This is a genomic window from Sphingobacterium prati (assembly GCF_013167215.1).
GTDB classification, from domain to species: Bacteria; Bacteroidota; Bacteroidia; order Sphingobacteriales; family Sphingobacteriaceae; genus Sphingobacterium; species Sphingobacterium prati.
On record NZ_JABJWY010000037.1, the window covers coordinates 12,050 to 37,178 of the forward strand.

General features: G+C 39.3%; 20 protein-coding genes. 13 read left to right on the plus strand and 7 right to left on the minus strand.

Annotated features, from left to right (window positions below):
* Positions 1-95 precede the first annotated feature (95 nt).
* Together HPC41_RS18140 and HPC41_RS18145 are read right to left on the minus strand one after the other, a co-directional pair.
* Positions 96-1,139 (minus strand): hypothetical protein, encoded by a 1,044-nt coding sequence (locus tag HPC41_RS18140; RefSeq protein WP_172395438.1) that lies wholly within the window; start codon positions 1,137-1,139, stop codon positions 96-98.
* The gene (locus HPC41_RS18145) at positions 1,127-2,578 is read right to left on the minus strand and encodes a hypothetical protein (RefSeq protein WP_172395439.1); all 1,452 of its coding nucleotides are present in this window, start codon (positions 2,576-2,578) and stop codon (positions 1,127-1,129) included. The genes HPC41_RS18140 and HPC41_RS18145 overlap by 13 nt, the downstream gene beginning before the upstream one ends.
* Positions 2,579-3,284: 706 nt before the next feature.
* Between HPC41_RS18145 and HPC41_RS18150 the strand changes: the two genes are divergently transcribed.
* The 3 genes from HPC41_RS18150 to HPC41_RS18160 all read left to right on the plus strand — a co-directional run bounded on the left by HPC41_RS18150 (position 3,285) and on the right by HPC41_RS18160 (position 6,606).
* Positions 3,285-4,010 (plus strand): hypothetical protein, encoded by a 726-nt coding sequence (locus tag HPC41_RS18150; protein WP_172395440.1) that lies wholly within the window; start codon positions 3,285-3,287, stop codon positions 4,008-4,010.
* Positions 4,011-4,378: 368 nt separating this feature from the next.
* Positions 4,379-4,708: a nucleotide pyrophosphohydrolase gene (locus HPC41_RS18155; protein WP_172395441.1), complete on the plus strand. Its 330-nt coding sequence runs from the start codon at positions 4,379-4,381 to the stop codon at positions 4,706-4,708.
* The gene (locus tag HPC41_RS18160; protein WP_172395442.1) at positions 4,708-6,606 is read left to right on the plus strand and encodes a DUF2075 domain-containing protein; all 1,899 of its coding nucleotides are present in this window, start codon (positions 4,708-4,710) and stop codon (positions 6,604-6,606) included. The genes HPC41_RS18155 and HPC41_RS18160 overlap by 1 nt, the downstream gene beginning before the upstream one ends.
* Before the next feature lie 279 nt (positions 6,607-6,885).
* On the opposite strand, the gene HPC41_RS18165 is transcribed toward HPC41_RS18160, so the two are convergent.
* Both HPC41_RS18165 and HPC41_RS18170 read right to left on the minus strand, forming a co-directional pair.
* The gene (locus HPC41_RS18165) at positions 6,886-7,356 is read right to left on the minus strand and encodes a hypothetical protein (RefSeq protein ID WP_172395443.1); all 471 of its coding nucleotides are present in this window, start codon (positions 7,354-7,356) and stop codon (positions 6,886-6,888) included.
* Positions 7,357-7,691: 335 nt separating this feature from the next.
* Complete coding sequence (locus HPC41_RS18170; RefSeq protein WP_172395444.1) at positions 7,692-9,620, minus strand: NACHT domain-containing protein; 1,929 nt, start codon at positions 9,618-9,620, stop codon at positions 7,692-7,694.
* A 432-nt stretch (positions 9,621-10,052) separates the two neighbouring features.
* On the opposite strand from HPC41_RS18170, the gene HPC41_RS18175 reads away from it, so the two are divergent.
* Positions 10,053-11,888 carry an AAA family ATPase gene (locus HPC41_RS18175; protein WP_172395445.1) on the plus strand — a complete coding sequence of 612 codons (1,836 nt, stop codon included), beginning with the start codon at positions 10,053-10,055 and terminating at the stop codon, positions 11,886-11,888.
* A 423-nt stretch (positions 11,889-12,311) separates the two neighbouring features.
* Here the strand turns inward: HPC41_RS18175 and HPC41_RS18180 are convergent, their stop codons facing one another.
* Positions 12,312-12,827 carry a hypothetical protein gene (locus HPC41_RS18180; protein ID WP_172395446.1) on the minus strand — a complete coding sequence of 172 codons (516 nt, stop codon included), beginning with the start codon at positions 12,825-12,827 and terminating at the stop codon, positions 12,312-12,314.
* Between the two features lie 955 nt (positions 12,828-13,782).
* Between HPC41_RS18180 and HPC41_RS18185 the strand changes: the two genes are divergently transcribed.
* From HPC41_RS18185 to HPC41_RS18200, 4 genes are all read left to right on the plus strand, one after another.
* Entirely contained in the window at positions 13,783-14,166 is a 384-nt protein-coding gene (locus tag HPC41_RS18185; RefSeq protein ID WP_172395447.1) for a hypothetical protein, read from the plus strand.
* Between the two features lie 148 nt (positions 14,167-14,314).
* Complete coding sequence (locus HPC41_RS18190; protein ID WP_172395448.1) at positions 14,315-15,586, plus strand: TlpA family protein disulfide reductase; 1,272 nt, start codon at positions 14,315-14,317, stop codon at positions 15,584-15,586.
* Positions 15,587-15,611: 25 nt separating this feature from the next.
* Positions 15,612-18,815 (plus strand): SusC/RagA family TonB-linked outer membrane protein, encoded by a 3,204-nt coding sequence (locus HPC41_RS18195; protein WP_172395449.1) that lies wholly within the window; start codon positions 15,612-15,614, stop codon positions 18,813-18,815.
* A gap of 25 nt (positions 18,816-18,840) precedes the next feature.
* Positions 18,841-20,187, plus strand: a complete 1,347-nt coding sequence (locus tag HPC41_RS18200) for a RagB/SusD family nutrient uptake outer membrane protein (RefSeq protein ID WP_172395450.1) — start codon at positions 18,841-18,843, stop codon at positions 20,185-20,187.
* A 59-nt stretch (positions 20,188-20,246) separates the two neighbouring features.
* Here HPC41_RS18200 and HPC41_RS18205 read toward each other — a convergent pair whose 3' ends face one another.
* Positions 20,247-20,609, minus strand: coding sequence for a hypothetical protein (locus HPC41_RS18205; RefSeq protein WP_172395451.1), 363 nt, complete (start codon positions 20,607-20,609; stop codon positions 20,247-20,249).
* A 129-nt stretch (positions 20,610-20,738) separates the two neighbouring features.
* Positions 20,739-21,311, minus strand: coding sequence for a Crp/Fnr family transcriptional regulator (locus HPC41_RS18210; protein ID WP_172395452.1), 573 nt, complete (start codon positions 21,309-21,311; stop codon positions 20,739-20,741).
* 310 nt (positions 21,312-21,621) lie between these two features.
* Here HPC41_RS18210 and HPC41_RS25630 point away from each other — a divergent pair, with 310 nt between their 5' ends.
* The 5 genes from HPC41_RS25630 to HPC41_RS18230 all read left to right on the plus strand — a co-directional run bounded on the left by HPC41_RS25630 (position 21,622) and on the right by HPC41_RS18230 (position 25,017).
* Positions 21,622-21,747 (plus strand): hypothetical protein, encoded by a 126-nt coding sequence (locus HPC41_RS25630; protein ID WP_281358849.1) that lies wholly within the window; start codon positions 21,622-21,624, stop codon positions 21,745-21,747.
* Between the two features lie 79 nt (positions 21,748-21,826).
* On the plus strand, positions 21,827-22,735 hold the full coding sequence (locus HPC41_RS18215) for a hypothetical protein (RefSeq protein ID WP_172395453.1): 909 nt from the start codon (positions 21,827-21,829) through the stop codon (positions 22,733-22,735).
* A 95-nt stretch (positions 22,736-22,830) separates the two neighbouring features.
* Positions 22,831-23,892 (plus strand): histidine kinase, encoded by a 1,062-nt coding sequence (locus HPC41_RS18220; protein ID WP_172395454.1) that lies wholly within the window; start codon positions 22,831-22,833, stop codon positions 23,890-23,892.
* Positions 23,893-23,923: 31 nt separating this feature from the next.
* Entirely contained in the window at positions 23,924-24,676 is a 753-nt protein-coding gene (locus HPC41_RS18225; protein ID WP_172395455.1) for a LytR/AlgR family response regulator transcription factor, read from the plus strand.
* A 32-nt stretch (positions 24,677-24,708) separates the two neighbouring features.
* Entirely contained in the window at positions 24,709-25,017 is a 309-nt protein-coding gene (locus HPC41_RS18230; protein WP_172395456.1) for a helix-turn-helix domain-containing protein, read from the plus strand.
* Positions 25,018-25,129 lie beyond the last annotated feature (112 nt).

The following is a 25,129-nucleotide window of genomic DNA, read 5'->3' on the forward strand; positions in this document are numbered from 1 at the left end:
CCTATCGTTTCCTCTTTTTTGTTTCGTCATCCAATGTTTTAAAAGAAAATTGAATTTCCAAGGTGTAACGTAAATGAAACATTAGGTATTGCTAGCTATAATATCGATTTCAAATTTGTGTTGTTCAAACCTTTGTCTTTAAAAAAATCTTCGAGTGGTATTCCATTTATTTTCTTTGTTTTATACCAAAGGTTCAGTTTTCTATTGAGCTGTTTATCGGGCATATAGTTTAATTTAGCTTTTTTAAAATAGTCCAAAAAATTACCGTTTAATATGCCATTATCCCAATAGAACTCAAAATCTCCAATTCCTTCTACTGCATACCAATCATTACCTTTATTTAAACCTGCACTTTTTGCAAACGGTATGCGAGGTTCATTTGTCCAAAATCTATCTATAGCTATAGTTCGGCCATGATTATTTAAATTTATGGTAGTATCTTTTATTATTCCCCCTTTTAGCGTATTTAACTTTTCAGCGGAGAGATAATTTTGTTTTGAAAAATTTTTACTCTGCGGATATATTCCCGCTGCATTGGTTCTATAAGGCTCAATATAGCCATTACCAATAAAATAGGACTCGGTTAAAGTCTCGTTGTCAACGAAAAAATATTCATTTTTTCGTTTTATGACGATTTTATAATCCGTTCTTTTCAAATTGAGTGATGGCGTCTCTGAAAAAATACCTAAAGGCGCATATGTTGCATAAAATATATCTTTTGCGGCTGTTCTTAGCAGGCTATCCAAAGAAATTACGTTTATCTCCTTGTTAGCAACGGCTTTCGAGATATTTTTTAGCTCAAATTTAGACCTTGTCAGCGGCGTTATGGTAACTAAGATATCAACGGGCAAATTTTTCCCATCACGCTCAAAGCTTATATAATTCTGAAATACTTTTTGATTTGAATCATCAGCAGTTATGCTTTTTTTGAACAGAAAATTATAAATAGTTAAATCTGGGAAATTGGTACTGTCGGATCCGATTTCCGCATATGTTCTTTTGCAGAATAAATGCCCATTCAATGAATCGGTTAGTTTGTCTTGATCAAATACAACATATTTGGTTTGAGCAAAGCCGCTACCAATAAGTTGAATGGCTGATACGGCTAAGAAAGTAAATAAGATTATTATTTTGCGCATGATATTTTTTTAGTATTTAACGGTCCATTGGGATCAACATTACTATGTGTTTTTAAAAATTCATTAAATGCCGCATCTGTAATTTTGTAGTCTTTCTTTAATTTGTCAAATAGCGATGAAACATCTTGCGCCATTTGAGCATTGATAGAAGGATCAAACATTTGTCCAGCTTGTCCAAGTCCAAGCATACTGGCCATAACATATTCATTTGAGGAATATCTGTTACCTCCCCAAGCTTTCAGAAAACCAATCATAACAGGAAATACATTGTCGGACATCATTGTTTGATGGTCACGATAATCTCCATTGAGGCCAGCCTTCTTCTGGATTTCAAGCGTTTTCAATGCAGAGGTAAACCAAAATTCCTGAATTTTTTCATCCACAATACCATCTGCGTTCATCTTATTAGTTTTTAAAAAATAATTTGAATAGGCGTGAATTGCTTCGTGAAGAGCTGTAGCAGCAATTACAAGGTCTGAAGAATTGTTCAATGCATTTGCGTTGAAATAGATATCGACATCACGGTTTGTACTTTCATTGGGATTTGTAGCTGATGCAAGTCCATAATTGTACCCTTTATTAGGGTCCCAAGACATATCTGTTTTGAAGCTCCATTGTAAATTGGGGTTTCCAGTTCCATTTCCATCCAACGTAAAAGGTTTAACCATGTCTTTAAAAGTACTTAAATTTTCAAGATTCTTCAAGAAATTCTCCATACAAGCATAATTCTCAAATTTATATTTGACCGTATTTGGAGAAGTGCTAGAAGTTCCACCAGGGCTACCTGTCGAAGGGGGAATATTTGAATAATCACCTGGTCCACCAGAAAGCCACTGTTCGTAGTCATCATCTCCACCTGCGGAACAATAAACATTATTTAATTCACCAGCTACATATGCAGATACGCAAGGTTCTCTCATTGGCGGGAATCCTGCAATTAACCCACTACTATTGATATCACCTTTGTATTCCCGAATTATAACTTTGTTAGAAGATAGAAATTTTGTTACAATTTTACCTTGGAAAAGTTCACGCGTAGCTTCGGAATTTGGTATGAAAGAAATAAATGAATACCCCCATTTATTATCCTTTTTTTGTGCTTTCAACCAAAAATAGTCGGCCAGATTTATTGAAAACGTTGAGTCACCATAATAAATTGTCTCTGAGCTACTTATTTTGATATATAAATTGTTCTCGTCTTTAACTACAACAGAGTCCCAATTGATATAACTTGTGAAAATGGAATTGAAAAAATTTTCGTTGTCAGCGAGAGGATTTTGAGCGTAAAACTCCTTTTTCACTTCATCAATATCGCTACTGGGGGAAAGCTCATTTTTCTCCTTAGTACATGAAATGATTAAAACAGATATTAGAATTGGTAGAATAAGATGTTTTAATTTAAAGATAGCATGCTTTAATGTAATGATGTTCTTTTGCATTATTTTGTTGTAGTGTTAATTTTAAGTTTAATATAGAAAATTAATTTAATATTAAAGCTTATTTATTTTTGTTTTTATTGTAAGTTTTTGATTTTCAGCTATTGCTTCAAGGGGCATCGAATAAGAGTAGAACATTTGAGTCGAAGGCCAGCGCATGTTATTATTAGATTATGGGTAATTCGTCAGATCTTTTGGCCGAGGCCTACTTTTGGATCGCACAGCAGCTGGATGAGCAGAAGGAAAGATTTAGCCTGACCGAGGGTGAGCAACGAACCGTGGCCTAGGCCATTATTACTGCTGCGATCAATCCTTTGAGCTGTGTATGCTCGGTGCAAACCAGCTTGAGTTTTACACCAGTTATACGCAGCAGCCCTATTTTGGAGATTTGGGAGGGGCGATCCTAGACCAATACCTATCGTTTCCTCTTTTTTGTTTCGTCATCCAATGTTTTTTGAATACTATTGGATTTTCACTGTACGACGCCAATTTTTATGTTAGTCTTTCTCTCGAAAGGTAGCTAATAACCGCTTTGTATAGTAAGAAGTAGCCGATGTGAAATAGTTTTATTTGGATAAAAAAAATAAAAAAAATATTATTTTATAACTTTGATTATTAGGTCAATAGACCTATTTGGGCGAATGGGACAAATGAACCCTTATCCCACGGTGATATAAGAATAAAAGTATATTTAATTTTTTAACCAATTATGGATTCAGAGATCAAAAAATTGAAAACACAAGTTCGTGCACTGATTATAGTATGCCTGGTTCTCTTTTCGGGGATGACAGTGACATTGTTTACAGTGTTAAACACCAAAAAAGGTGGTGCGGTACTCGATGTGGAAAGGATAAATATCAGGGAGGCCGACGGAACCATAAAATTGGTGCTGAGTAATAAGACGCGACAACATCCCGGAAGAATGTTGGGGAAGGATGCTGATCCTAGGGAAAGGGAGGCTGGACTAATTTTCTTTAACAGCGATGGTGATGAATGTGGCGGATTGGTGTATGATAACGATAAAGAGCATGCCGGCATGGTCTATTCCATCGATAAGTATCAAGATGACCAGATCATGCAGTTACAATATATGGAGGACATAAAGTCCAATAAAAGGAAGTATGGACTTCAACTATGGAGCTATGCGAAGGAAGACGCATTTGCGCAACGTCAAGATAGGTATAAAGAGTTAACCAATTCGGCATCACAACAATTGCGAGATTCAGCAATATCTATTCTTCGGGATGAAGGTCTTCTTGCAACTGAACGTATGTTTCTAGGTAAGAATTATAAGGATGAAGTAGGTTTATTTATACATGACAGTCAGGGCAGACCGAGAATCCGGATTATGGTAGATAAAGATAACCGGACTGTTTTGGAGACCATAGATACACTAGGAAATATAAAAAAGAACAAAATCAGTCAAATTGAGTAGTCATCTTTACGCTAGCTTACAGAAGCTTTACTCTGAATTTAATCGAGAGGAACCTATCAACAGCAGATTTCGCTTTAGCGCATTTTCGATTGCTTATCGTGAGTCATTGTAGCCTTAAATTATCATTAATTTGTTTAATTAACAATTCTCTGTCCATTAGATAGCTCAAATGTTCCATGCTTACGAATAATAGGATGCAGATGATCGTTGTGGAATTTAAAGACGAAAGTGTCAAAGCAGTTTTTCAATGTCGTGCAAAAAAAATGGACTAGACAACGAATGGAAATACAGCCGAGATCGCCCTTTTATTCCTAAACAATATTTCGGATATTTGGACAAAGGCCAGTTTTTAGTTAAAAGATTTTATCATGTCCGATATTCAGCAGTTAATAGCACAGATCAGAGCATTCAGAGATGCCAGAGATTGGGAGCAGTTTCATAATTCCAAAGATCTTGCAGTGGCATTGAGCATTGAAGCTTCCGAGCTACTGGAGCTTTTCCTGTGGAAAGGCAACGAAGATGCTAATCCAGATAAACTGAAAAACGAACTTGCCGATGTGCTGATGTATGCCCTTTTACTTGCCGATAAGCATGGACTTGATGTCAAGCAGATCATCGAGGACAAGATGAAACTCAATAACGAAAAATACCCGGTCGAAAAAGCCAAGGGAACCGCAAAAAAATACAACGAACTATAATGAGATTATACGCTGGTTCGGCAAGTGATTTTATCCATCTCAATACAGAAAATAAACTTGTCGATTTACTTAGAGAACAGTTTTTAAAACAGTTCGGATACAATCCGTCGCACAATGAAGCCATGTCATGGCGCAATTCATTGTTTCGGCTTTCCTATATCATGGAGCGCCAGAATCTACAAGATCAGGGTGTCATGGTGGAGTACAAGCTTCCCCTAAGTGCCAAGCGTATCGATGTCGTTATCTACGGTCGTGATGAGCAGCAGTATAAGCAGGCTGTGATCGTCGAACTCAAACAATGGGAGAAATGTGAGTTCACGGATTACGATTCCGATTATGTCCTTACCTGGGTAGGAGGTGGTCATCGCTCGGTATTGCATCCAAGTATCCAGGTGGGGAACTACCTATATTATCTCAAGGAGAATAACAGCGCTTTTTACCAAGAAAAAGATCCCATTCAGGTATCAGCTTGTAGCTATTTGCACAATTATAACATATCAAACGATACCACCCTTCAGGATCAGCGGTTTGAAGAAGCTGTTAAACGTTTTCCAATGTATGGATCTGAAGACAGCAGCCAGCTTTCTGCCTTTATCTATAGTCGCGTAGGAGCAGGTGAGGGGATGAGTATTCTCCAAGAGGTCGAACAGAGTAAGTTGCGACCATCGAAGAAACTGCTCAAACAGGTTTCCGGTGTTATTAAGCAAAAACTGAAAGGTGAATTGCAGCTCTTCGGCCAGGTAAAGGCTAAGGGAGATTATATCCTTTTGGACGAACAGCTGATCGTATATGATACGGTGATGTCCCTTGCCAAGAAAGCAAAAGATAATCAAAAGTATGCGGTTATCGTCAAGGGAGGCGCTGGTACAGGCAAGTCTGTCGTAGGCTTGCAATTATTGGCCGATCTTACCGCAAGCAATATCAATGCGCACTATGCAACAGGTTCTAAATCATTTACAGAGACCTTACGCAAGATCCTGGGCAAAGAGGCCAATAGCCTGCTCAAATACTTTATGTCCTATGGCGATGCCGAACCGAATGGCATTGATGTATTACTGATGGATGAGGCACATCGCATACGCGAACGTACCGGTTATCCTTTCAAATCCACAGGTCGTTTACAGATTGAAGATCTTCTTTGTGCAGCGCGGATTTCTGTATTCTTTGTAGACGATTATCAAGCCGTGCGGAGAGGAGAGATAGGTCAATCCATTTTCATTCGCCAGCAAGCTGAAAAGATGGGCTGTACAGTGTATGAATATAATCTGGAATCTCAGTTCCGTAATGGCGGTTCAGAAAAATACAGCCAATGGATAGATCATACGTTGCACATCCGAGAGACAGCTACGACCGAATGGAAGCAAGAAGATAATTTCGAATTCCAGATTATGGATAGCCCACATGCCGTAGAGCAGGCCATTCGCGATAAAGTTGCCGAAGGCTATTCAGGCCGTATGATGGCGGGATTTTGTTGGCCTTGGACTAAGCAGGCCGATGCCGACGGTGAACTGCACAAAGATGTCATCGTAGGCGATTATATTCGCCCATGGAATGCAGATGAAAAGACGAAGGGTATGCGGCGTGGGATTCCAAAGTCACAGTACTGGGCCTATGAAGATGCAGGAATAGATCAGGTCGGATGTATCTATACAGCACAGGGCTTTGAGTTTGATTATGCGGGAGTGATCTTTGGTACAGATCTACGCTATAATCCGGACACAGCAGAATGGGAGGGTTTTCCTGAACATTCGCATGATAGCGCCGTAAAGGGAGCTGATTATTTACAGCTAGTAAAGAATACTTACCGCGTTCTGCTTGGGCGAGGAATGAAAGCTTGTTATGTCTATTTTATGGATAAGGAGACTGAACGGTATTTTAGGAGTAGGGTGAGAAGATAATTAAGAATAATAACGCCCGAAAGCTTCCTTGTTAAATGTAATACGGCGGACTAATTATAACTGGGCTATTTTATGTGATTATAAGGTATATTCGGATAGGTTATCTCCGAGGACTAATAATCTTTTATTTACAAGTGTTATTGGATCACTGTTTATTATTGGTACTCTATTATCGCTTTATACATCTTTTTAGCTTTCTAAAGGAAAATATTGTATATCTATTTCTTAATAATTTATATAGTATAATACTATAATAACCAGACTTAAAATTCTGAATTTTTAGTCGAATGAAGATGCTAAGAGTTTATCGTGATTTAGTTTATACTCGATGACCTTTACTTCAACAGATTCAATATCAAGAAATTTTGCTAGACACAGTCGATGTTGACCTGATGAAGTAAAGTATTTATTTTCAAATTGTAAAACTTGCTTCTCGTCGCCATATGGAAAATGAATATGCTTTACAACTTCGTCAGAGGTTTTAAAGTTTCTAATGATATTATGCAGGTTTTTAAGAGAGGTGAAAAGTTTAATCCAGTCAATCAATTTCCGATCATTATAGCGGTCTGCATAATAGATCCCATTAATCTGCTTCGGAGAAATGGATTTAATCGTCCTTTTTACCTCTTCATAACAATTTCTATTGTGGACGTCACGATCAGGATGGTCAACGTTCCAATTATGCCAGTTTTTGGCCGTAAAATCTGAATAAATGGTTTTTAACCATTCTATTTTCTCATAATCTTCCATTCAATTGTTTTTTAAGCACGTTATTTTTCCAACAGCTGCGATTGGACTTTTCTAATTTAGACATTTATGTCCAGTTTTAAGCTGTCTGATTTTTTGGGATACTTACAACTAACTACCCGTAAATACGTTAACGATTATATATTCATTGAGAAGCGAAAATAAGGGGTTCGAATCTATGGTAGGACTTTATTACTACGCGGCCAAAACAGCGAAAACTATTAAAGTAAGCTCATCTCTGTATAAAATTATCCTACATTTACTTTATAACTTGTACTACATCTATCTAAAAATCCCACTCACTTGAAACTTGGAGGATTCAGTGAGTGGGATATAATTTAAATTAAGTCTACCAAATCTTTTTCATTGTCTTCAATTTTTCGTATAAATTGACTTGACTTGAGAATTTCACTTTTCAAGTGAGAAATTAGATTTTGATATATTCTATTCAATAATTTGTCATCAAGATAACTATATACTTCTTCTAATTTTAATTTTCCGAAACGAACCTGCGGAGCTCTTAAACTACCATCATTAGGCTCGATAGTAAGAATTACTTCATTATATACCTCATCTTCAAACATTACTACCTTTTTGCTAATGAATGGGTGAATAAAAGAGATCAAAGCTTTGTTTTTACGCAATTCATCATACAAATAGGCATCTAGTTCCCTAGTAAATTTAATATGAACAAATATGGTTTTAAATATTTCTTTCTTTCTTAATAAAAATAACGCAAAATCATTTCGTCTTTCACCATTCACTTTTTTATAATCACGGCTATCCATTCTAAATCCTTCTATAAAAAAGTTTAACAAAATTTGCCCTCCTGTTTGAAAATGCATTTTGTTCATTTCCATGTTAAGCTCATTTAACATAGGCAAATAGAAATTCTTATGGAAGTTGTATTCATCCATCTCTCTTAAAAGGTCAAGCAAATTATCTATCTCTTTAGAAGCACCAACTCGACCTCTTGTCTCAAATATTTTTAAAATTTTGTCGTATACTCTTTTGTTTTCTTCATCCTTCAATTCAGATATAAATAAAGCACAAAAATATTCCTGAAGTGACCTATGAGAAAATGACAACTGTCCATCATCATCAACCCATAAAGATATTGCTAGTTTAAGATCTTTTAAAAATAAACTTGTATCAAATTTAATTTCCTTTTTCCTTTTAATAAGGCCGATCTGTTTAGTGGTATAATCACTATCAAAGACAAAATGATCTCCAAAGTAGGACAAAAAGCTAAAAGACTTTAATATCTCTTCAAACCCCTCTTGATCTAATCCACATTGTTTTTCTCTAATAAATCCCAGTTTAGTTTTGCTATCATGCTCTGAAAATAAAGCATTAATAACCCTTCTGTAAAAAATATACTTTTTATCTGGAATAGAAGCATGGCTTTGAAAGGTTAATAAATAAAGAGAAAGCAAAAGCGGATTTTTCAGAAAACTTTCTATATGGTGTGTATCACCTTGGGAAATTGATTTATATGCCTTTTCTGCCAATTCAACCTCTTGCGAAAGCTGTTTAAACACAAAGCCTTTAATTTCCCCATCATTTATTGTTAAATCCTTCATTCGTAAATTACTAAATAATGGAAGGTTTTCAATATTCGAATAGGGCCTTGTTGTAATTAAAAATTTATTCGAGATGTATTTATTTACGAAATTGTTTATTTCTTTAATAATTTTTTGCTTAATCTTCTCTTCAAGTTCGTCAAATCCATCAAAGAAAAATACGAACTTACCCTTTTCAAGCAATCTTTCTAAAATATTATCATTCACATTTACTTTATTAAGATTACAAGTGAACTTTATGTAATCTTCTAGAGAGGTCGCATCTTCATTTAAATATCTTAATTCAATTAATATTGGAATGTATTTCCTCTCATAGATGCTATTTAAAAATAAATGTTTAACTAAAGTACTTTTACCACTACCTGCATCACCGATGATTGTCGCACAATTATATTTCCCAAAGAAATCTACTCCTGATTCCGTACTTATGACCTTTTTATTATCTAGAAGCTTGGAAGGGAAATATATATCATATAAATAAACAGGTGTATTTCCCCTCAATAAAGTTTTTACATGAGAATATTTATCTTTATGTTTATTCAAATAGTTCTTTAAATCTTTTCCGATATACTGCTTTATTTCATCGTATGCAGTATCTGCACTATCGCTTAAAAATGTTTTAGCTTCTTCAATTAATACTTTCGTGAAACCAACTACTAATGTTTCTAGAACTTTTTCCTCCATGTTTAATTTGAAATTAGGTAATATGGCATTCCGTTTCGGAATTTATGCCATTAAGATACGCCAAACTTTATAAATATGAAACCTTATTTCATAAAATTTCATATTTATAGCTTCGCTGTTTGTCATACTTAACGTTTTATAAATCCCTCCACCTCATAAAAACTCTTTTGTCCTTTGAATAAGCATTGCATGCACATTCAAAATCCAACCGCTTTTAGAGTTTGGCTCGCCTGCTGTTCTCTCAGGCTTCGCTCTTGTCACTATTTTTAATAAGCCCAGGTCACAAGCCCCTTTTTCAAAAATACCGCCATGAAGCTTCGTCTATTGCATAGATATCGTTGAATCGTCCTTACGGACTTTTCTTCAACGACCTTCGTTCAACTCGCAGGAAGGCGAGCAAAATAACGTATATTTACATTAAAACCTTTTTCAATGGACATTTTAATAAACAAAGATACCCAAGCCATCGTTAAAAAAGCTGAACTCAGAAATTTACCAAATTTTATAGTTATAACAGGTGAAAATGGGACGGGTAAGTCCCAATTCCTTACATATTTATATGTGCAAGTCCCTGATATAATGGGCAATCATGATGAGTTTATGATGGATGATCTCAGAAATACGTATCCTGAGAGAGGCGAATATGTTTATACTGAAGAGCGAGAATTTTATCAACCTAATGTCCAGATTCTTGATGAGCAAAAAGAGTTGACTAATATTTCCATTAGAACAATACAAACTCCAACTGTAAATATTGGTAACCATTTAAATGTTGCAAATTTAATTTCAACAGGTCGAAAATTTGTGCACAAATATATATTCTATATTATGCGCAAAGCGAAACTTGAACAAGATAATAACTTTGATATTGACGCCCTAAATAAATCCTTTTTAGAAGAAACGAACTATAATTTTAACTATTCCTCCAGCAACCGTGATGTACCTAAGCATTTTACCATTGAAGATAAATCTCTAATAGATAGAATATCAGCAGAGCATAATAATATTGACTATAGTATGATTCAATATTATTATATAGCTTATCTACCTGCACCTAATAGTACTGTCTTTTCGACAAATATTGGGTTCCTTTTCTTACAACATTGGGCTAGAATTAAAATCGGTCTAGAGGTTAAAGATTCACCTCTTGAAATCTTCAATCAAATTGCAAATCAGGCGAAATTTCGATATACATTGCAAGAGCCTATCATTAATGAAGATGATACAAGCATAATCTTAAAGATGTTAGATAGAGATACAAAAAATATAGTTGATATAAATGATCTTTCATCAGGAGAGAAAGTTATATTATCTTTAGTTTTAGCTATTTATACTTCTAACACTGGCGGACAATTTCCTGAATTAATATTATTCGATGAACCTGATGCATATTTACACCCTTCGTTATGCAAATTTATGTTGGATGTGCTTCAAAACATATTTGTAAAAGATAGAGGTATTAAAGTTATAATGACTACCCATTCTCCATCTACGGTGGCTCTAGCACCAGAGGAGTCTTTATATAAGATGGATAGAACTTTAGGCTATATAAAAAAAACATCTCAAATTGAAGCCATAGAGTTCTTAAGTGATGGTTTTCTTACTTTTGAGGAAGGAATAGAAACGTTTAAATTGTTAAAGAATTCTACAAAGAAAGCGGTCGTGTGTGTGGAGGGAAAAACTGATATCGCGCATATTACAATTGCCATGAAAAAACTCAACAGACATTTGGATATTGACTTAGTGAATCTTCATGACGCTGGTTCTCTTGCTAGTTTCATTAAGTCTGTTCCAGCTACAATCTTAGAAAACAAAAAGATAATAGGTCTATTTGATAATGATAAGGAGGGACGCACTAATTATGATAAAACAAAGGGAAATTTGGTTGGAGACTTCAAGATTCTAACATCGGAACAAAGTAATGGTCAAGCATTTGTTTGTTGCCTCCCAATAAGTGACAAGGACCTTAATAAATACTGTCCAATCGAATACTTATATACTAAAGAAACATTAGCAAATCATGATATGATTATACTAAGAAACTTTATGGAATTCAAAAACTTATTTCAGGAGGAAGGAGCAGGTCTAGATGAGGACACAAAGCTGAACGAAGAGTATAAAGATCGCAACAGTTTAAGAGCATTTAAAGTGAATGATAATAATAAGACTATATTTTCTGAGTCAGCCAATAATCTTGCGCCAGAAGATTTTAAAGGATTTATTCCTTTGTTTGATTTGCTAGAGACAATATGTCAATATGAAAATTGAGACTTTTACAACTACCATTTAAAGTAATTGTCGGGAGGTTTAATAAGACAACTTAAATTGATAACAGTAAAAATTATAATGGATTAAGACACAATAATTACTTGGTTTAAACCTTAAAATATCATGGCCTAACTAAAGAAATCGACTTGAAAAGTGCGCCAAAAATGCGCCAAAACTATAACTTTTATAACAATTATAACCTAAATACTGTTCTTTAGCATATAGAATTAATTAACAGAAATATTAACTAGCAGAATGCATTAGAACACAGTTAATCAACTGTAAATGAATACACAGACCAACAAAAAAAGCCATTTTACTTACGTAAAATGGCTCTTTGAAAGTGACCCCGCTGAGGCTCGAACTCAGGACCCACAGATTAAGAGTTTGTATTCCTTATTAAATCAATCCCCCTTCATTAAATCAATCCCCTTTCTTCTTAATCGGATACTTGGTTACAAATTTTTTCATTAATTCTCCTGTTTCTCTTCCCGTAGCTTTTTCGATCAATATAAGTTCATAAGGTTCAGGTGCACCAGTATTATAATATATGTCAGTTAGTCTCTTCTTATCAATCCCAGTTCTGTTCAAAATAAAATCAAAACCGTTTTTACCTTCAACTTCAACTTCGTCTCTCATAAAAATGCCGAAGTTGCTTCTTTCTTCAATTTTTTCTCCGGTTTTTAGCTCTAAATTTCTATGGGTATATACGGCTTGGATAACATTTTCGATAGTGTCACCGGAAAGCACTGCAATTTTATAGAAAGAGTGGAGGGAAACGCTTTTCTTTTTTTTATTAATTATTTTGCTAATATCGCCTCCCGATACGTCAGTCAATTTTGCAAAAGCCTCATTTGATAAACCTAGAGCAATTTTTCTTGACAAAACGTAGTTTCCAAAATTATCTACTTCAATTGCTAATAATTCATTTTCTTCCATAATAAATACTTAATATTTCCATTTATAATTATTTGTTTAAATGGAATTATATTCTTATATTTGTTTAGCGATTTGAAAATCATGGCGTTTTGCCTTGACTAACGATGTTCTTCTCGAACCCAAAATGAGCTAAAATTTTACCGAGAGAACCGTGTTGATCGCTCCATGCACTGATATGCGATAAAAGTTTTATACTTTTGACATATGGTGGCATGTGAGCGGCTTCACGTCAAACTTTGGTAGTCTTCTGAAAATTTCTTGTAGATTGTAGGAAGACGACAGGATTAGCTCTCCTGGGGTTCAAAGTGTGAGGCCGTTCCTTGCTTACCGATTAAGGCGAGAAAGTAACTTATCTCTTAGCACAAGTTCATCGTTCATCATAACTAAATAGTGATTATGAGAACGACACCAATTAAAATTCCAAGAAACCATTATCAGATCAAGGATCGATTTACTTGGTATTCCGCTAAACAGCATTTCAAAAACTTAATCCGTGCGCCGGATTAAACGTTTATTAAATTAAACAGTACGTAAAAGGAGAGGAGCCAATAAAAATGGCTTAGTATAGTTTATTCACACGAATAACCAAATTTCCCTTTGCGTGTCTGCCACCGACCCTTACATCAATATATAAATAGAGAAAAAAGGCAATGAAGATGGCTTGTACTAAATAATTGTTTCGCAGCTTAAATTTAGTCAAATTTTTCGTTGAGGACAAATTTCTATCCAATATATTGTTGTGATACAACAAAAGGGTCGGTTCTTCCTATTAATATGGATGCCCGTGACGAACCATATATATAACCAAGTAATACAGAGTAAAACGGCATTCTGAGGTTTAGTTAATAGATTTTTTAACAGTGTGATGTATTGGGTCTTTTGACCCGATAGGGGATTTTTTTGATCCTTTTTTCAAAGGACTTTCCACCATCACACGCCCTCAAAAGCCAAAAAAATGAATAAGCTTTTTAAGAAACTGGTCGCCTTTGATATGGCCATGTACGAAATCCATCATTTGGAGTACGACCCTGTAGTATGTATTAAAGAATTCTGGAACTGTTACGACATGGATAGCTGTCGCAACCATATTGTTGAACTTCTAACGATTTACCTAGATAGGGAAAGGAAGGTAAATCCTGCGATCAGTACAGCTGATGTACAACATTTCACGATTGCCTTATTCCGAATGCTGATGGCCTATTTTATCATCCATTATCAACGGATCAATCTGTCAGGAATTGAAATCTCATTTCTGCGGAGTAACAGATTTATTGCTTGCGAACTCGAAAGTAGTAAGGAAATCTATGATTTTTTTTATCAGCTTTCTCAAAACCACTAACCATTAAATTATGAATACGTTAAAATTATTGACACTAGTCAAGATATATATAAATACCTACATCTGCCAAGCACTGGCCAGATACTCGAGCAGATCATACTGTAAGGGTACTGGTCGGGTGCTTCTGATATGCATTATTTTAGTTTCTATGTTTAGTTTATCGGCTCAGACGCCCCGCAAGGATAGCGGGGCCGATGGGCTTCCTTCAACCAAAGCTTTAAATATTGGAGATAAAATTCCCCAGTTTCTCTGGGATACCCCATTGGAGGTTGTAAACCATCCCTCGGGTCAGAAAACAATAAAACTCAGCGAGTATCGCGATAAAAAACTGATGATATTGGATTTTTGGGCAACATGGTGTAGTGCCTGCATCGCAGCGATGCCCCGTATTAAAGAACTAGAGGAGAAATATCAAAAGGATGTTACAGTCATTGCGGTGACGCGTGATGAAGCGTCAAAAGCACAGAAATTTTTAACGACCAATGAGACAATAAAAGGTCTCGGGATCTATTCCGTCGTTGCCGATAAATTGCTCCGTACGGTATTCCCGCATCAGCTGATCCCTCATTATGTGTGGATCTCATCAGATGGTCTTGTCGGTGCTATTACTTCCAGTGGTCAACTGACCGAAGGGAATATAATTCATTTTCTGGCTGATAAGACTGCACAGATTCCCGTCCGTGAACTGATCGATCCTGAGAGACCGCTTTTTTTATCGGACAAGATGCAATTGAATGATCTTAGTTTTTTCTCCGTGTTGACCCGGGATGTGGTAGATGGCCTTCCTTCGGGGAATCGTTACCGGAAGGAAAACGGTGTGATACGTGGTCGCGCGATAACAAACTCATCCATGGAGTTTTTATTTTCATCGGCTGCGAGAGGAATTTTGCAGGCGAAGGGCAAACAACTGCTGGACAAGGAAATATTTGTAGAAGTGAAAGATTCCTCCCGTTTTTATCCGGTCAAGGATAGGGATATACTATCCAATGTGTTTAACTACGAGCTTGTTGTGCCTACGGAAAAGGCAGACTCGCTCTATCAGTATATGCTGGCTGACCTCAATCGCTATACATCGTATAGAGCGACCTTGGAAAGACGCAAGATAAAGTGCCTAGCCTTGCGTAAAAAGGGAGACTTAAGCTTAATCCGGTCGAAAGGGGGAAAACGCGAAAATACGCTTCCTTTTAATAAACCTTCAAAAATAACCAACTATCCACTGTCATCCTTGGTTTCGCGTCTCAACGATCTGGATTGTTTTGCGCTGCCTGTTATTGATGAAACTGGATTTATGGATCATGTTGATCTGACTTTTTCGGGCGCTTTAGCTTCTGAGACACTAAAGTCCGAACTGAATGCACAGGGATTAGATCTCAAAGAGGTCACTCGCACACGCGAGGTGTTGGTCATTAGGGATAAATAGTAAAGTGCATAATGAAAATAAGGTCATGAAAACAACAACATTCTTTATAATAATACTTTTGTTGCAGTGTCATCTGTCATTTGCACAAAAAATATTTTTGGGCGAACTGCGCTCTAAAAATGATAATACCCCAATCGTGGGGATGAGCGTGAAGACGCTTCAAACAGGTGAAGCCGTACAGACAGATCAGAAGGGGATATTTAAGATTCCTGTCTCGGATCAACCTTTACGGATTGAAATGGGAGGTGTCGGATTTAAAAAAATGACGGCTTCCATTTCAAACGATACCTTGCACAAGATCTTTTACCTCGAGGCCAATGCGATTTTGATGGATGAGGTACAGGTGTCTACCGGATATCAGACCTTACCCCGCGAACGGATGACGGGTTCTTTCAACCAGCTGGGGGAGAAGCTGCTGACACAGCAGGTGAGCACGGATATCCTAAGCAGACTGGAGGCCGTGGCGAATGGACTGACGGTAGATAGGGGTACCTCGCGCAATGGTCGGATAGATATCCGCGGCATCAATACGCTATCGGCTGGAATGATGGGGCCACTGATCGTGGTGGATAACTTTCCCTATGATGGTGATCTTGATAACATCAACCCCAATGATGTGAGCAGTATTACCATTCTGAAGGATGCAGCGGCAGCCTCCATATGGGGTGCTCGGGCGGCCAATGGGGTGATCGTCATCACCACTAAGAAAGGGCATTTTGATCAGCCGATCACAATCAACCTGAACAGTAATGTGCGTATCGCTGGTAAACCTGACCTGTCTTACCTACCACAGATGTCATCCAGTGATTTTATTGATGTGGAGAAGTTCTTGTTTGCAAAGGGCTATTATACTTCGCAGGAAAATTCGGCTAGCCATCCGGCTTTGTCGCCAGTGATTGAATTGTTGATCCAACAGCGCAATACGGGGCAGAGCCAGCAGATAGACGAAGCAATTGACCGTCTTCGGAAATATGACGTGCGTGATGATTTCTCCAAGTACCTTTACCGTCCTTCCGTACAGCAGCAATATAGCCTGGATCTCTCCGGTGGCAATGCCCGCTTTGCATGGATAGGCTCGGGCGGATGGGATAGTAATGTAGATAATCTGGACGCCAAAATGGACCGTTATACCATACGGCTACATAATACTTACCGGCCCTGGGACAGGCTTTCACTGACCAGCGGAGTCCAGTATACCTGTAGAAAAAATAAAGCTGGACGGCCCGGATATGGGGATATTGGCAAAAGTACCGGTTCGCTGTACCCCTATGCCCGCTTTGCAGATGAGGATGGCAATGCGCTTCCGGTGGATATCGACGTAAGGTCGCTATGGGCCCGTCAGCAGGGCAATGGCAACCTGCTGGACTGGAGCTATTATCCGCTCAATGATTATAAAAATCAGCAGAGAAGCGCGACGACGGATGATGTATTGCTCAATTTTGGCGCTAACTATCGCATTATACAGGGATGGGATATAGATGTCAAATATCTTTTTGAAAGGCAGTATACCAATGGTTATAATCTGTACGGTGACGAAAGTTATGTGGCACGTAATATGGTCAATCGCTTTACCCAGTTGGATGAGCAAGGCAATAGAAAGCCTATCGTACCAGATGGGGCAATATTGGATCAGTCGAATGTGCGGTTACAGTCGAAAAACCTGCGGGTGCAGAGTAATTACAACAAAATCTGGGGCGATCATCAGTTGGCAGCCATTGCCGGCTGGGAGATCAGACGCTCACATACGACAAGTGACCGCTCACGTCTGTATGGATATGATCCAGCGAAGCTAACATATGGCAATGTGGATCTGACAAAACAGTATCCTGTATTGAATAGCAGTTCGTCCCAGTTTGTGACGGATAATGCGGGGATCACCGATGGTACGACCAATTTTATATCCAATTTTGCAAATACCGCTTATACCTTCAAAAAGCGATATGTGGTATCTGCTAGTATACGCCGCGATGCGTCCAATTTATTCGGGTTAAGGACCAATGACCAATGGAATCCATTTTGGTCCTTGGGTGCCAGCTGGCAGCTTTCACAGGAATCCTTCGTCCCAAAGGAGATCTTTCAGAATCTGCGGCTTCGCCTGACACATGGGGTGTCCGGTAATATCAATCCTGAAATGGTAGCAGCCACAACCATTAGCTACATCGGGACAAATACATTTACCAAAAGCCCCATAGCAAACATATCCAATTACTATGATTCAGAATTGCGCTGGGAGAAAACCCGAATGACGAATCTTGCTGTTGATTTTACGGTATTAGCGGGCAGGTTGTCAGGTAGTGTGGATCTGTTTTTTAAACAGTCCAAAGATTTATTTGGCCCTGCTGTACTCGACTATACGGCTGGTATCGGACCTACAAAAATCAAAAACGTGGCTGATATGAAGGGGAGTGGTATTGATGTTGAGCTCAATAGTAAAAATTGGGAAAATCAGCATTTTCGTTGGAACACACGCCTCAACCTCAGCACTGTTCGTGATCAGATTACGGATTATCACCTCTCCAATTTGCAGGGGAGCAATTTTATCAGCACCGTTTCCCTTGCCCGTATCTCTGGTGTCGTAGGTAAGCCTGTCTATGGCATGTATTCTTACCGTTGGGGTGGGCTTGATCCTGAAACCGGTCAGGCTCAGGGCTATCTGAATGGCGAGATGAGCAATGATTATGCTAAGCTCGTAGGGACAGGTACGCAGCTGGATGATCTGGTGTACCACGGTTCTGCGAGTCCCCGGGTCTATGGATCATTGGGCAACTCATTTACTTATCGGGGTTTCTCCTTAGATGTAGCCCTGCTGTTCAAATTTGGCTATTACTTCAGACGGTCATCGATCAATTATCAGCAGCTCTTTAGCAATTGGACGGGGCATCAGGATTATGCGGCACGCTGGCAGCAGCCGGGTGACGAGGCAACAACAGATGTGCCGGCACTGCTATATCCGACCAGTAGCAATGCCAATAATTTTTATGCGGGCTCCGAGGTATTGGTTGAAAAAGGGGATCACATACGCCTACAGTATATTAATCTGAGTTATGAATTGACCCGTATCACTGGACTAAAGGAAATGTTCAGACGCTGTGAGCTCTTCGCTAACGTAAGTAATCTAGGACTGGTCTGGCGTGCAAATAAAAAAGGCATAGATCCCGATTACAACTTTGGGATAAATAGGCTAAGGCCGCCTGCAATATATGCTTTAGGGCTTCGGCTGGGACTTTAATAACGAACGAAAAATAAAAGAAATCATGAAAATAGATAGACTGATCAGGACAATTATTTGGATGGGCTTTGCCCTTATGACGGCAAGCTGTGAGAAATATCTGGAAGAGCCCTCGAGCAAGAGTTTTGCGGTCATTGGGACACTCGATGACCTTGAAGCTCTGCTGGATCACTCCTCCATGAACCTTTCGCCTAATGCGCAGGAAGTCAGTGCTGACAACTATTACCTGAGCGATAATAGCTGGAACGCACTACAGTTTGAACAGGAACAGAATATGTATATCTGGGCGAATAACAATGTATTTAGGGATGGTAATAGTACCAACGACTGGAGTAACATTTATCGTGCGGTTTTTACCGCCAATACAGTACTCGAAAGTCTAGATGCGATAACCGTAAAATCGAACGAAAAGGAGCGGGGGGATCGAATTAAGGGAGCCGCATTATTTTTCAGGGCATTTAGCTTTTTGGATGCGGTGCAGATCTGGAGTGTAGCATATGACCGAAATACTGCTGATAAAGATGTCGGCATCCCGCTGCGGCTCCAGTCCGATTTTAATATTACATCGCCACGGGCGAATGTAGCCGAAACTTATGGTCAGATCGTTAAGGATTTAAAAGACGCTGTGCAGTTGCTTCCCGAAAAGGTTGCTTCAAAAACGAGACCATCTAAACCAGCGGCGTATGGTCTGTTGGCACGTACTTATCTCTGGATGGGAGAGTATGGACAGGCCAAGCTGTATGCGGATTCTTGTTTAATGCTGAATGATGTATTATTGGATTATAATACCTTGAATACAGGTGCTAATTTTCCTGTTCCCCGGCATAATGTCGAGGTAATTTTGGAGCGGCAGGGGTCAACGGGATTGATTTTGGCTGCGCAGAATGCGAAGGTACTGCCAGAAATCTATGATAGTTTTAAGGAGGATGACTTGCGTAAAAAGATCTTTTTTGTGAAGGGGAATGATGGTCAGGTTGCTTTCAAGGGGTATTATTTTGGGTTTGCAGCGCTCATGACAGGAGTTGCAACCGATGAAATTTTGCTGACCAGAGCTGAATGTCTGGCACGTATGGGGCTGTTGGATGAATCTTTGCGCGATCTAAATAAGTTACTTAAAAGCCGCTGGTCAGATCAAGTCAGCTTTGAACCTGTGAATGCTGCCTCGCAAAATGATGTACTTCGGATCGTATTGGAGGAGCGTAGAAAGGAATTGCTGTTTCGTGGTCAACGCTGGATGGATATCAAAAGGCTGAATAGGGAAGGTGCGAATATCATGTTGCAGCGTACCGTCAATGGCAAAGTATATGAGTTGAAGGCCAACTCTGCCCGCTTTGCATTGCCACTGCCGGATGACCTGCTAGTATATTACTAAGACAAAAAAGGAGAGCATCTTGGGTGCTCTCCTTTTCGCCTAATGGAGGAAGATTTACCTTAAGGCGTAACGAAAGGACGTTTTGTAGGACTGTCCTGCATGATGCCTGAGACGCCTCGCGAATTTAGGTAATCTTGAAAATCGCTTTCGTCTTCGGGAGCATTATTTACCGAACAAGGTAAATCTGTTCCTTGATCACATTGTTCATGTGGACTTCCTGTGTCACTTCTTTCCCAATTGTCAGCATTAAGAATTTCAGCATTCGAGTTACCACCTTTGTAAAACCATGTTGTGGTAAACTTAACTTCTTTTTTAACGCTGTCTTTTTTCATCACTACACTTGCAGCATACGTACCGATTGCTAGCAGTGCTAAGATTAAAGTGAAGAGTGATGCCTTCACTGCGAATTTGTGTTTCATCATAACCTATAGTTTTGATTATGATGCTAAGGTAATGTAGGGTTTAATATTTAACTATAGAATTAATTCCTAAATGATGTGCTTCCGTTCTCAAATGAATGGAATTAATTCCTAATGCTTGGTCTTTTGTCCCTAAAGTAGGGTGTTTTTATTGCGGTTGTACCATCTGATCGTGATGCCCAAAAATTGTGCGATCTGCTGGTCGGTCAACTTAAAGCGGATGGATGGGTAGTGTAGATGAAACCATCGGATCAAAGCCTGACTGCGCAGTCCGCGGAATATATTTTCCTGCTGCTGATAGTATTTGACTTCTTGATAGAGTAGATAATTGAAAAATGGGGCCAGTTCGGTCGCCTGCCCAAAATATTCGAAAGGGATCTCAATGATTTGGCCGCCCTCTGGGAAAATAATATCCATTTCACTACGCTGATAGGCTAGGAGACTCTCGGTTTTCAGTATGATCTGATCTTCCTGCCAGATTCGGGCCAGGCGGGACTCTCCATCGATCTGCTCATACCCTAGGGCATAACCGGTATGTATAAAGCAGACATGTCTGGCAATGCCACCACGTTCAAGATAGATCTCTTTGGGTTCGCAATACTTTACGGTGACCAGCTGGCGCAAGGTAGCTTCTTGACTGGGGCTGAGCCGCCGATATAACTCAAGGTGCTGTAAAAGCATATGGTAGGATTGTCGTGTTTCCATAAAATAGTTTTGGTTGTTTATCCGTCTTATTACCAATGAAATAGGTCTGTTGACGAAGTTACGATCTTTAAAATCCAATAACGAAACTACCCCTATAAAAGCTTTTGCCTACTTCCAAACTCGATTTGATACCGATTTGCTTGGCAAAAAGGAGAGTGTTTACGGCAAACCGCAGATGACCCTGCTGTCCTTTCTAAAATCAGATAATAGTTGAATTTTTACCGCCGATCGATCCACAGTCTTCAGTGCCTGAAGCCGTAAAGCTGTTGCGAGAATAGCCGATGGTTTTATTTTTTAAACGAGAAATGTCGTGGAAATTACAACAGTATTAGCGCAGTTTGGACTTTATGATCCAAAGCCGCTTTCCATCAAAGACCTCATGCTCGGTGTTGATGAGCAAGAGGATATCGGGAAATGCAATATCGTTTTCCCCTAATAACCGATTTTAATAATGGACATGCTGCGCCACAAGGTTTGGTGCAGTATGTTCTCAATATTGACCTTAACATATATGTATGCAATTTACTCAGACAACTGATCTGCCGGTTTATTCGGAAGTGACCTGGCGGAATTTTGTATTCTTTTCGGCAAATGTACAGCATCTCCTGGATGTCCGGGCACTGGCTACCCAACAAAAACTCTATCTCGCGGTGTGCAGCTTTGCTGCTCGGCAGGCGGAGGCGGATATGGATACTTTTCATTTTTTGGATGAAACCTTTTGGTTGTCTCCGCCCGATAACCCGGCCTTTATCTTGACTTTTCATTTTGGCCATTATCGTGCCGTTCCAATTTTTCTTGTCCGGCAGGGATACAAGCTTTGTATACCGGTTTCAAAAGATGTCATGGCGCAGCAGCTAGCGTACTACACAGCCCAGCTTGGTGACAGCTGGAAGGAGCAGGTATTGTTTTTGGAAGCCGAAGATCCGCACCTTTTCTTTAAGCTGCGCCGGCATATGGACATCGGCTTTCACGTGCTCTGCTATCTCGATGGGGGCACGGGTGCTTCAATAGAGACCGATAATCACAAATTAACTGAAATTCCTTTTCTCAATGGAAACATCCGGGTACAGCGGGGGATACTGGATATGGCCTGGCTGCTGCAAAAGAAGATCAATACCCTGCTCGCCGAAATGCCCGACGAGCAAAATGGATTGACTATCCGTACTTTGGATTACTGTGACACAAAATGGTATGGGGATCGTAAGGTTTTTACCAATTATTATATCAAGTCCATCTATCTGGACTTTGAAAATGTGCTGCTGCAGCATCCGGAAGGCTGGGAAGCCTGGCTTTACTTGCACAAGTCCATGTCCCCTGATTCGGACGAACGTCGATGGACCACAGATCAGCGTATAATCTTGTTTAAAAATCAAGGACAACAGTTATTGCTGGACAAGTATACCTACCTAAGCTATGTATTATAATGTAATAATTTTGATATAGAGAGCGGTATATTTGTTTGAACATTGAGTATTAATTAATTTTAGTGTAGCCGGTTGTTAATTATCAATTTAATTTTATGCATCTTAAACTAAAGTCCAAAGAGCAGCGGCATGCCTGTTTTTGGTTATGTTATCTCTTTTATTTTTTTGCAGTTAATGCGCTGGGAAACGGAAAACTATCCTTGGGCGTAGCCGCGATTACGGTATGTTATTGTGCCCTGATATTTTATGCTGTGTACTTCACATTGCATTATTTTTTTAGAAAGGGCCGTCTACTGATGGCAGTGGTCTTATTGACTTGCTTCTATGTTCTGTCAGGAATACTGGTTTATTATGTATTGTACGGCAGCCTGGGATTACAAATCATCAACAATACCTATACGGTGAGCAGCAGTTCTTTTCGTTGGTCACGCTTTATTCAGACTTTCATTGTCATGAATAGCAATTATACGATAATGGCCATAGGCTATTATTACTATGTGGAAAAGCTCCGGGAATTTAATGAAAAACTCGCAGCCGTCGAAAAGCAGCTCGAGGCCGAATCCAATATGAAAGATTCACAATATACGACCCTATCTGCTCAAGTACATCCGCATATGATGGCCAATATTTTTAACCATTTGAAAAAAAAGATAACTCCAAACGATCCTGGGCTGGCTAGTCAGATAGGTGAAATCTATCAGTTGATCCGGTTCTATATGGATGCACAAGATGTGGCGGGAGCAAGCAAAATCTTATTGTCTGATGAAATTGCGGCACTGGAGCGGTATCTGTCTATACAGGAGCAGGTCGAAATAGATCCTTTTTATATTCAACTGCGCTGCACAGGCAATCTGATGCGTTTTGGAATTGCGCCCACGACCTTACAGACGCTCGCCGGCAACCTGTTTAAACATGCCGATATCTGGGACAGGGAGCATCCGGCCAGTATCGATATTGTGGTCGGACACCGGGGCTATATGATCCATGTCAAAAATAGAAAGCGCCCGGGGCGGCAGACCATGCCGAGCCATGGTGTGGGCCTGCGGAATGTGCGCAAGCGCATGGAATATCTGTTTGCGGAAGATTTTTCCATGTCGGAAATACAGGATGAACAGAGCTATGAATTGACCCTGCGCGTAGAAATTGTCAAAAACTAAAAATAGGAATCAAAAAACCAAACAAATGAACATGGGAAAAATATGGAGTGGCATCATCATCGATGACCAACAGGCATGTATTGATCATCTGACCGAGATGATGACAGAAATTAGTTATGTGGATATTGTCAGGACATTTACCGACCCACAGGAAGCCAAAATCTTTCTTCGCGCAAACAAAGTGGATTTTATGATCCTTGACGTGGAACTGGGAAAGACCGATGCCTTTGATTTTCTAAGGACATTGCCCAGCTCAAATTTAAAAACAATCCTCTATACGGGCCATCGGCAATATGAGGATCTCGGCTATGACATCCACGTCGTTGATGTGCTGCTCAAAGAGGTCTCCAAGAGTAGATTTTATGCCGCCCTGCGGCGCGTAGACGAAGCACTTGGAAAGCTGCTCCCCAATACGGGCCAGGATTCGCTGGAACATTATTCTTATTACTTTATGATCAAAGGGCCCGTGCGCTATAAGCGCACTGAAGTTAGGCTCAGGGAGGTTGTCTATGTGGAAAGTACAAATGGCCAGGTTAAATTCCATCTGATTGGCAATAAGACTTTAGTCTGCAATAGCCCCATGAAAGAAGTTCAGGAAAGGTTGCCTGTAAATTGGTTTAAACAATGCCACAAGAGCTTTATACTCAATACCAGTTTTTTTTACAGTTATGGGGCGGACGGGATACTGATGACCGAAGGGACGAAAACGAAAATCCCTGTAGGCGACAAAAAACTGTACCCGGATTTCTTTAACTATATTAACTCCAATACCATCGGAGGCTAACCCGACGTAACCTTATAAACCATTTTAAAAATATGAGAAAACAATGCGTTAACAATGTAGGCCGAAAGACAGATGCGCATCTGCTCCGGGCCCTGCATCTACTCTTTAATGAAATACAAAAATTGAAAAAAGCAGTGCTGGACAGTCTTCCGCCAGAGGATGTACATGTCGAATTGCGTGATACCGGCTTTGTCAAGGACACGGTCGGCGTATCGGACCGCACGCTGCTACGGTATCAGAACCTGGGCCTGATCCAGGTGCATCGGCGTGATAAAGGTGGAAAAAAGTACTTTAAGCTCGACGATGTACTCCGCCTCAAACGCTACCTCAATGGCGGATAGTACGGGTGCTGCGAAGTTTTGGCTATAGGTTTCACTTCGCAGCATTTATGGCCTTTCTTTGCCCCGACTATAGGCCATGGTCACCAGTATAGCAGACCGGCACCCATCATTG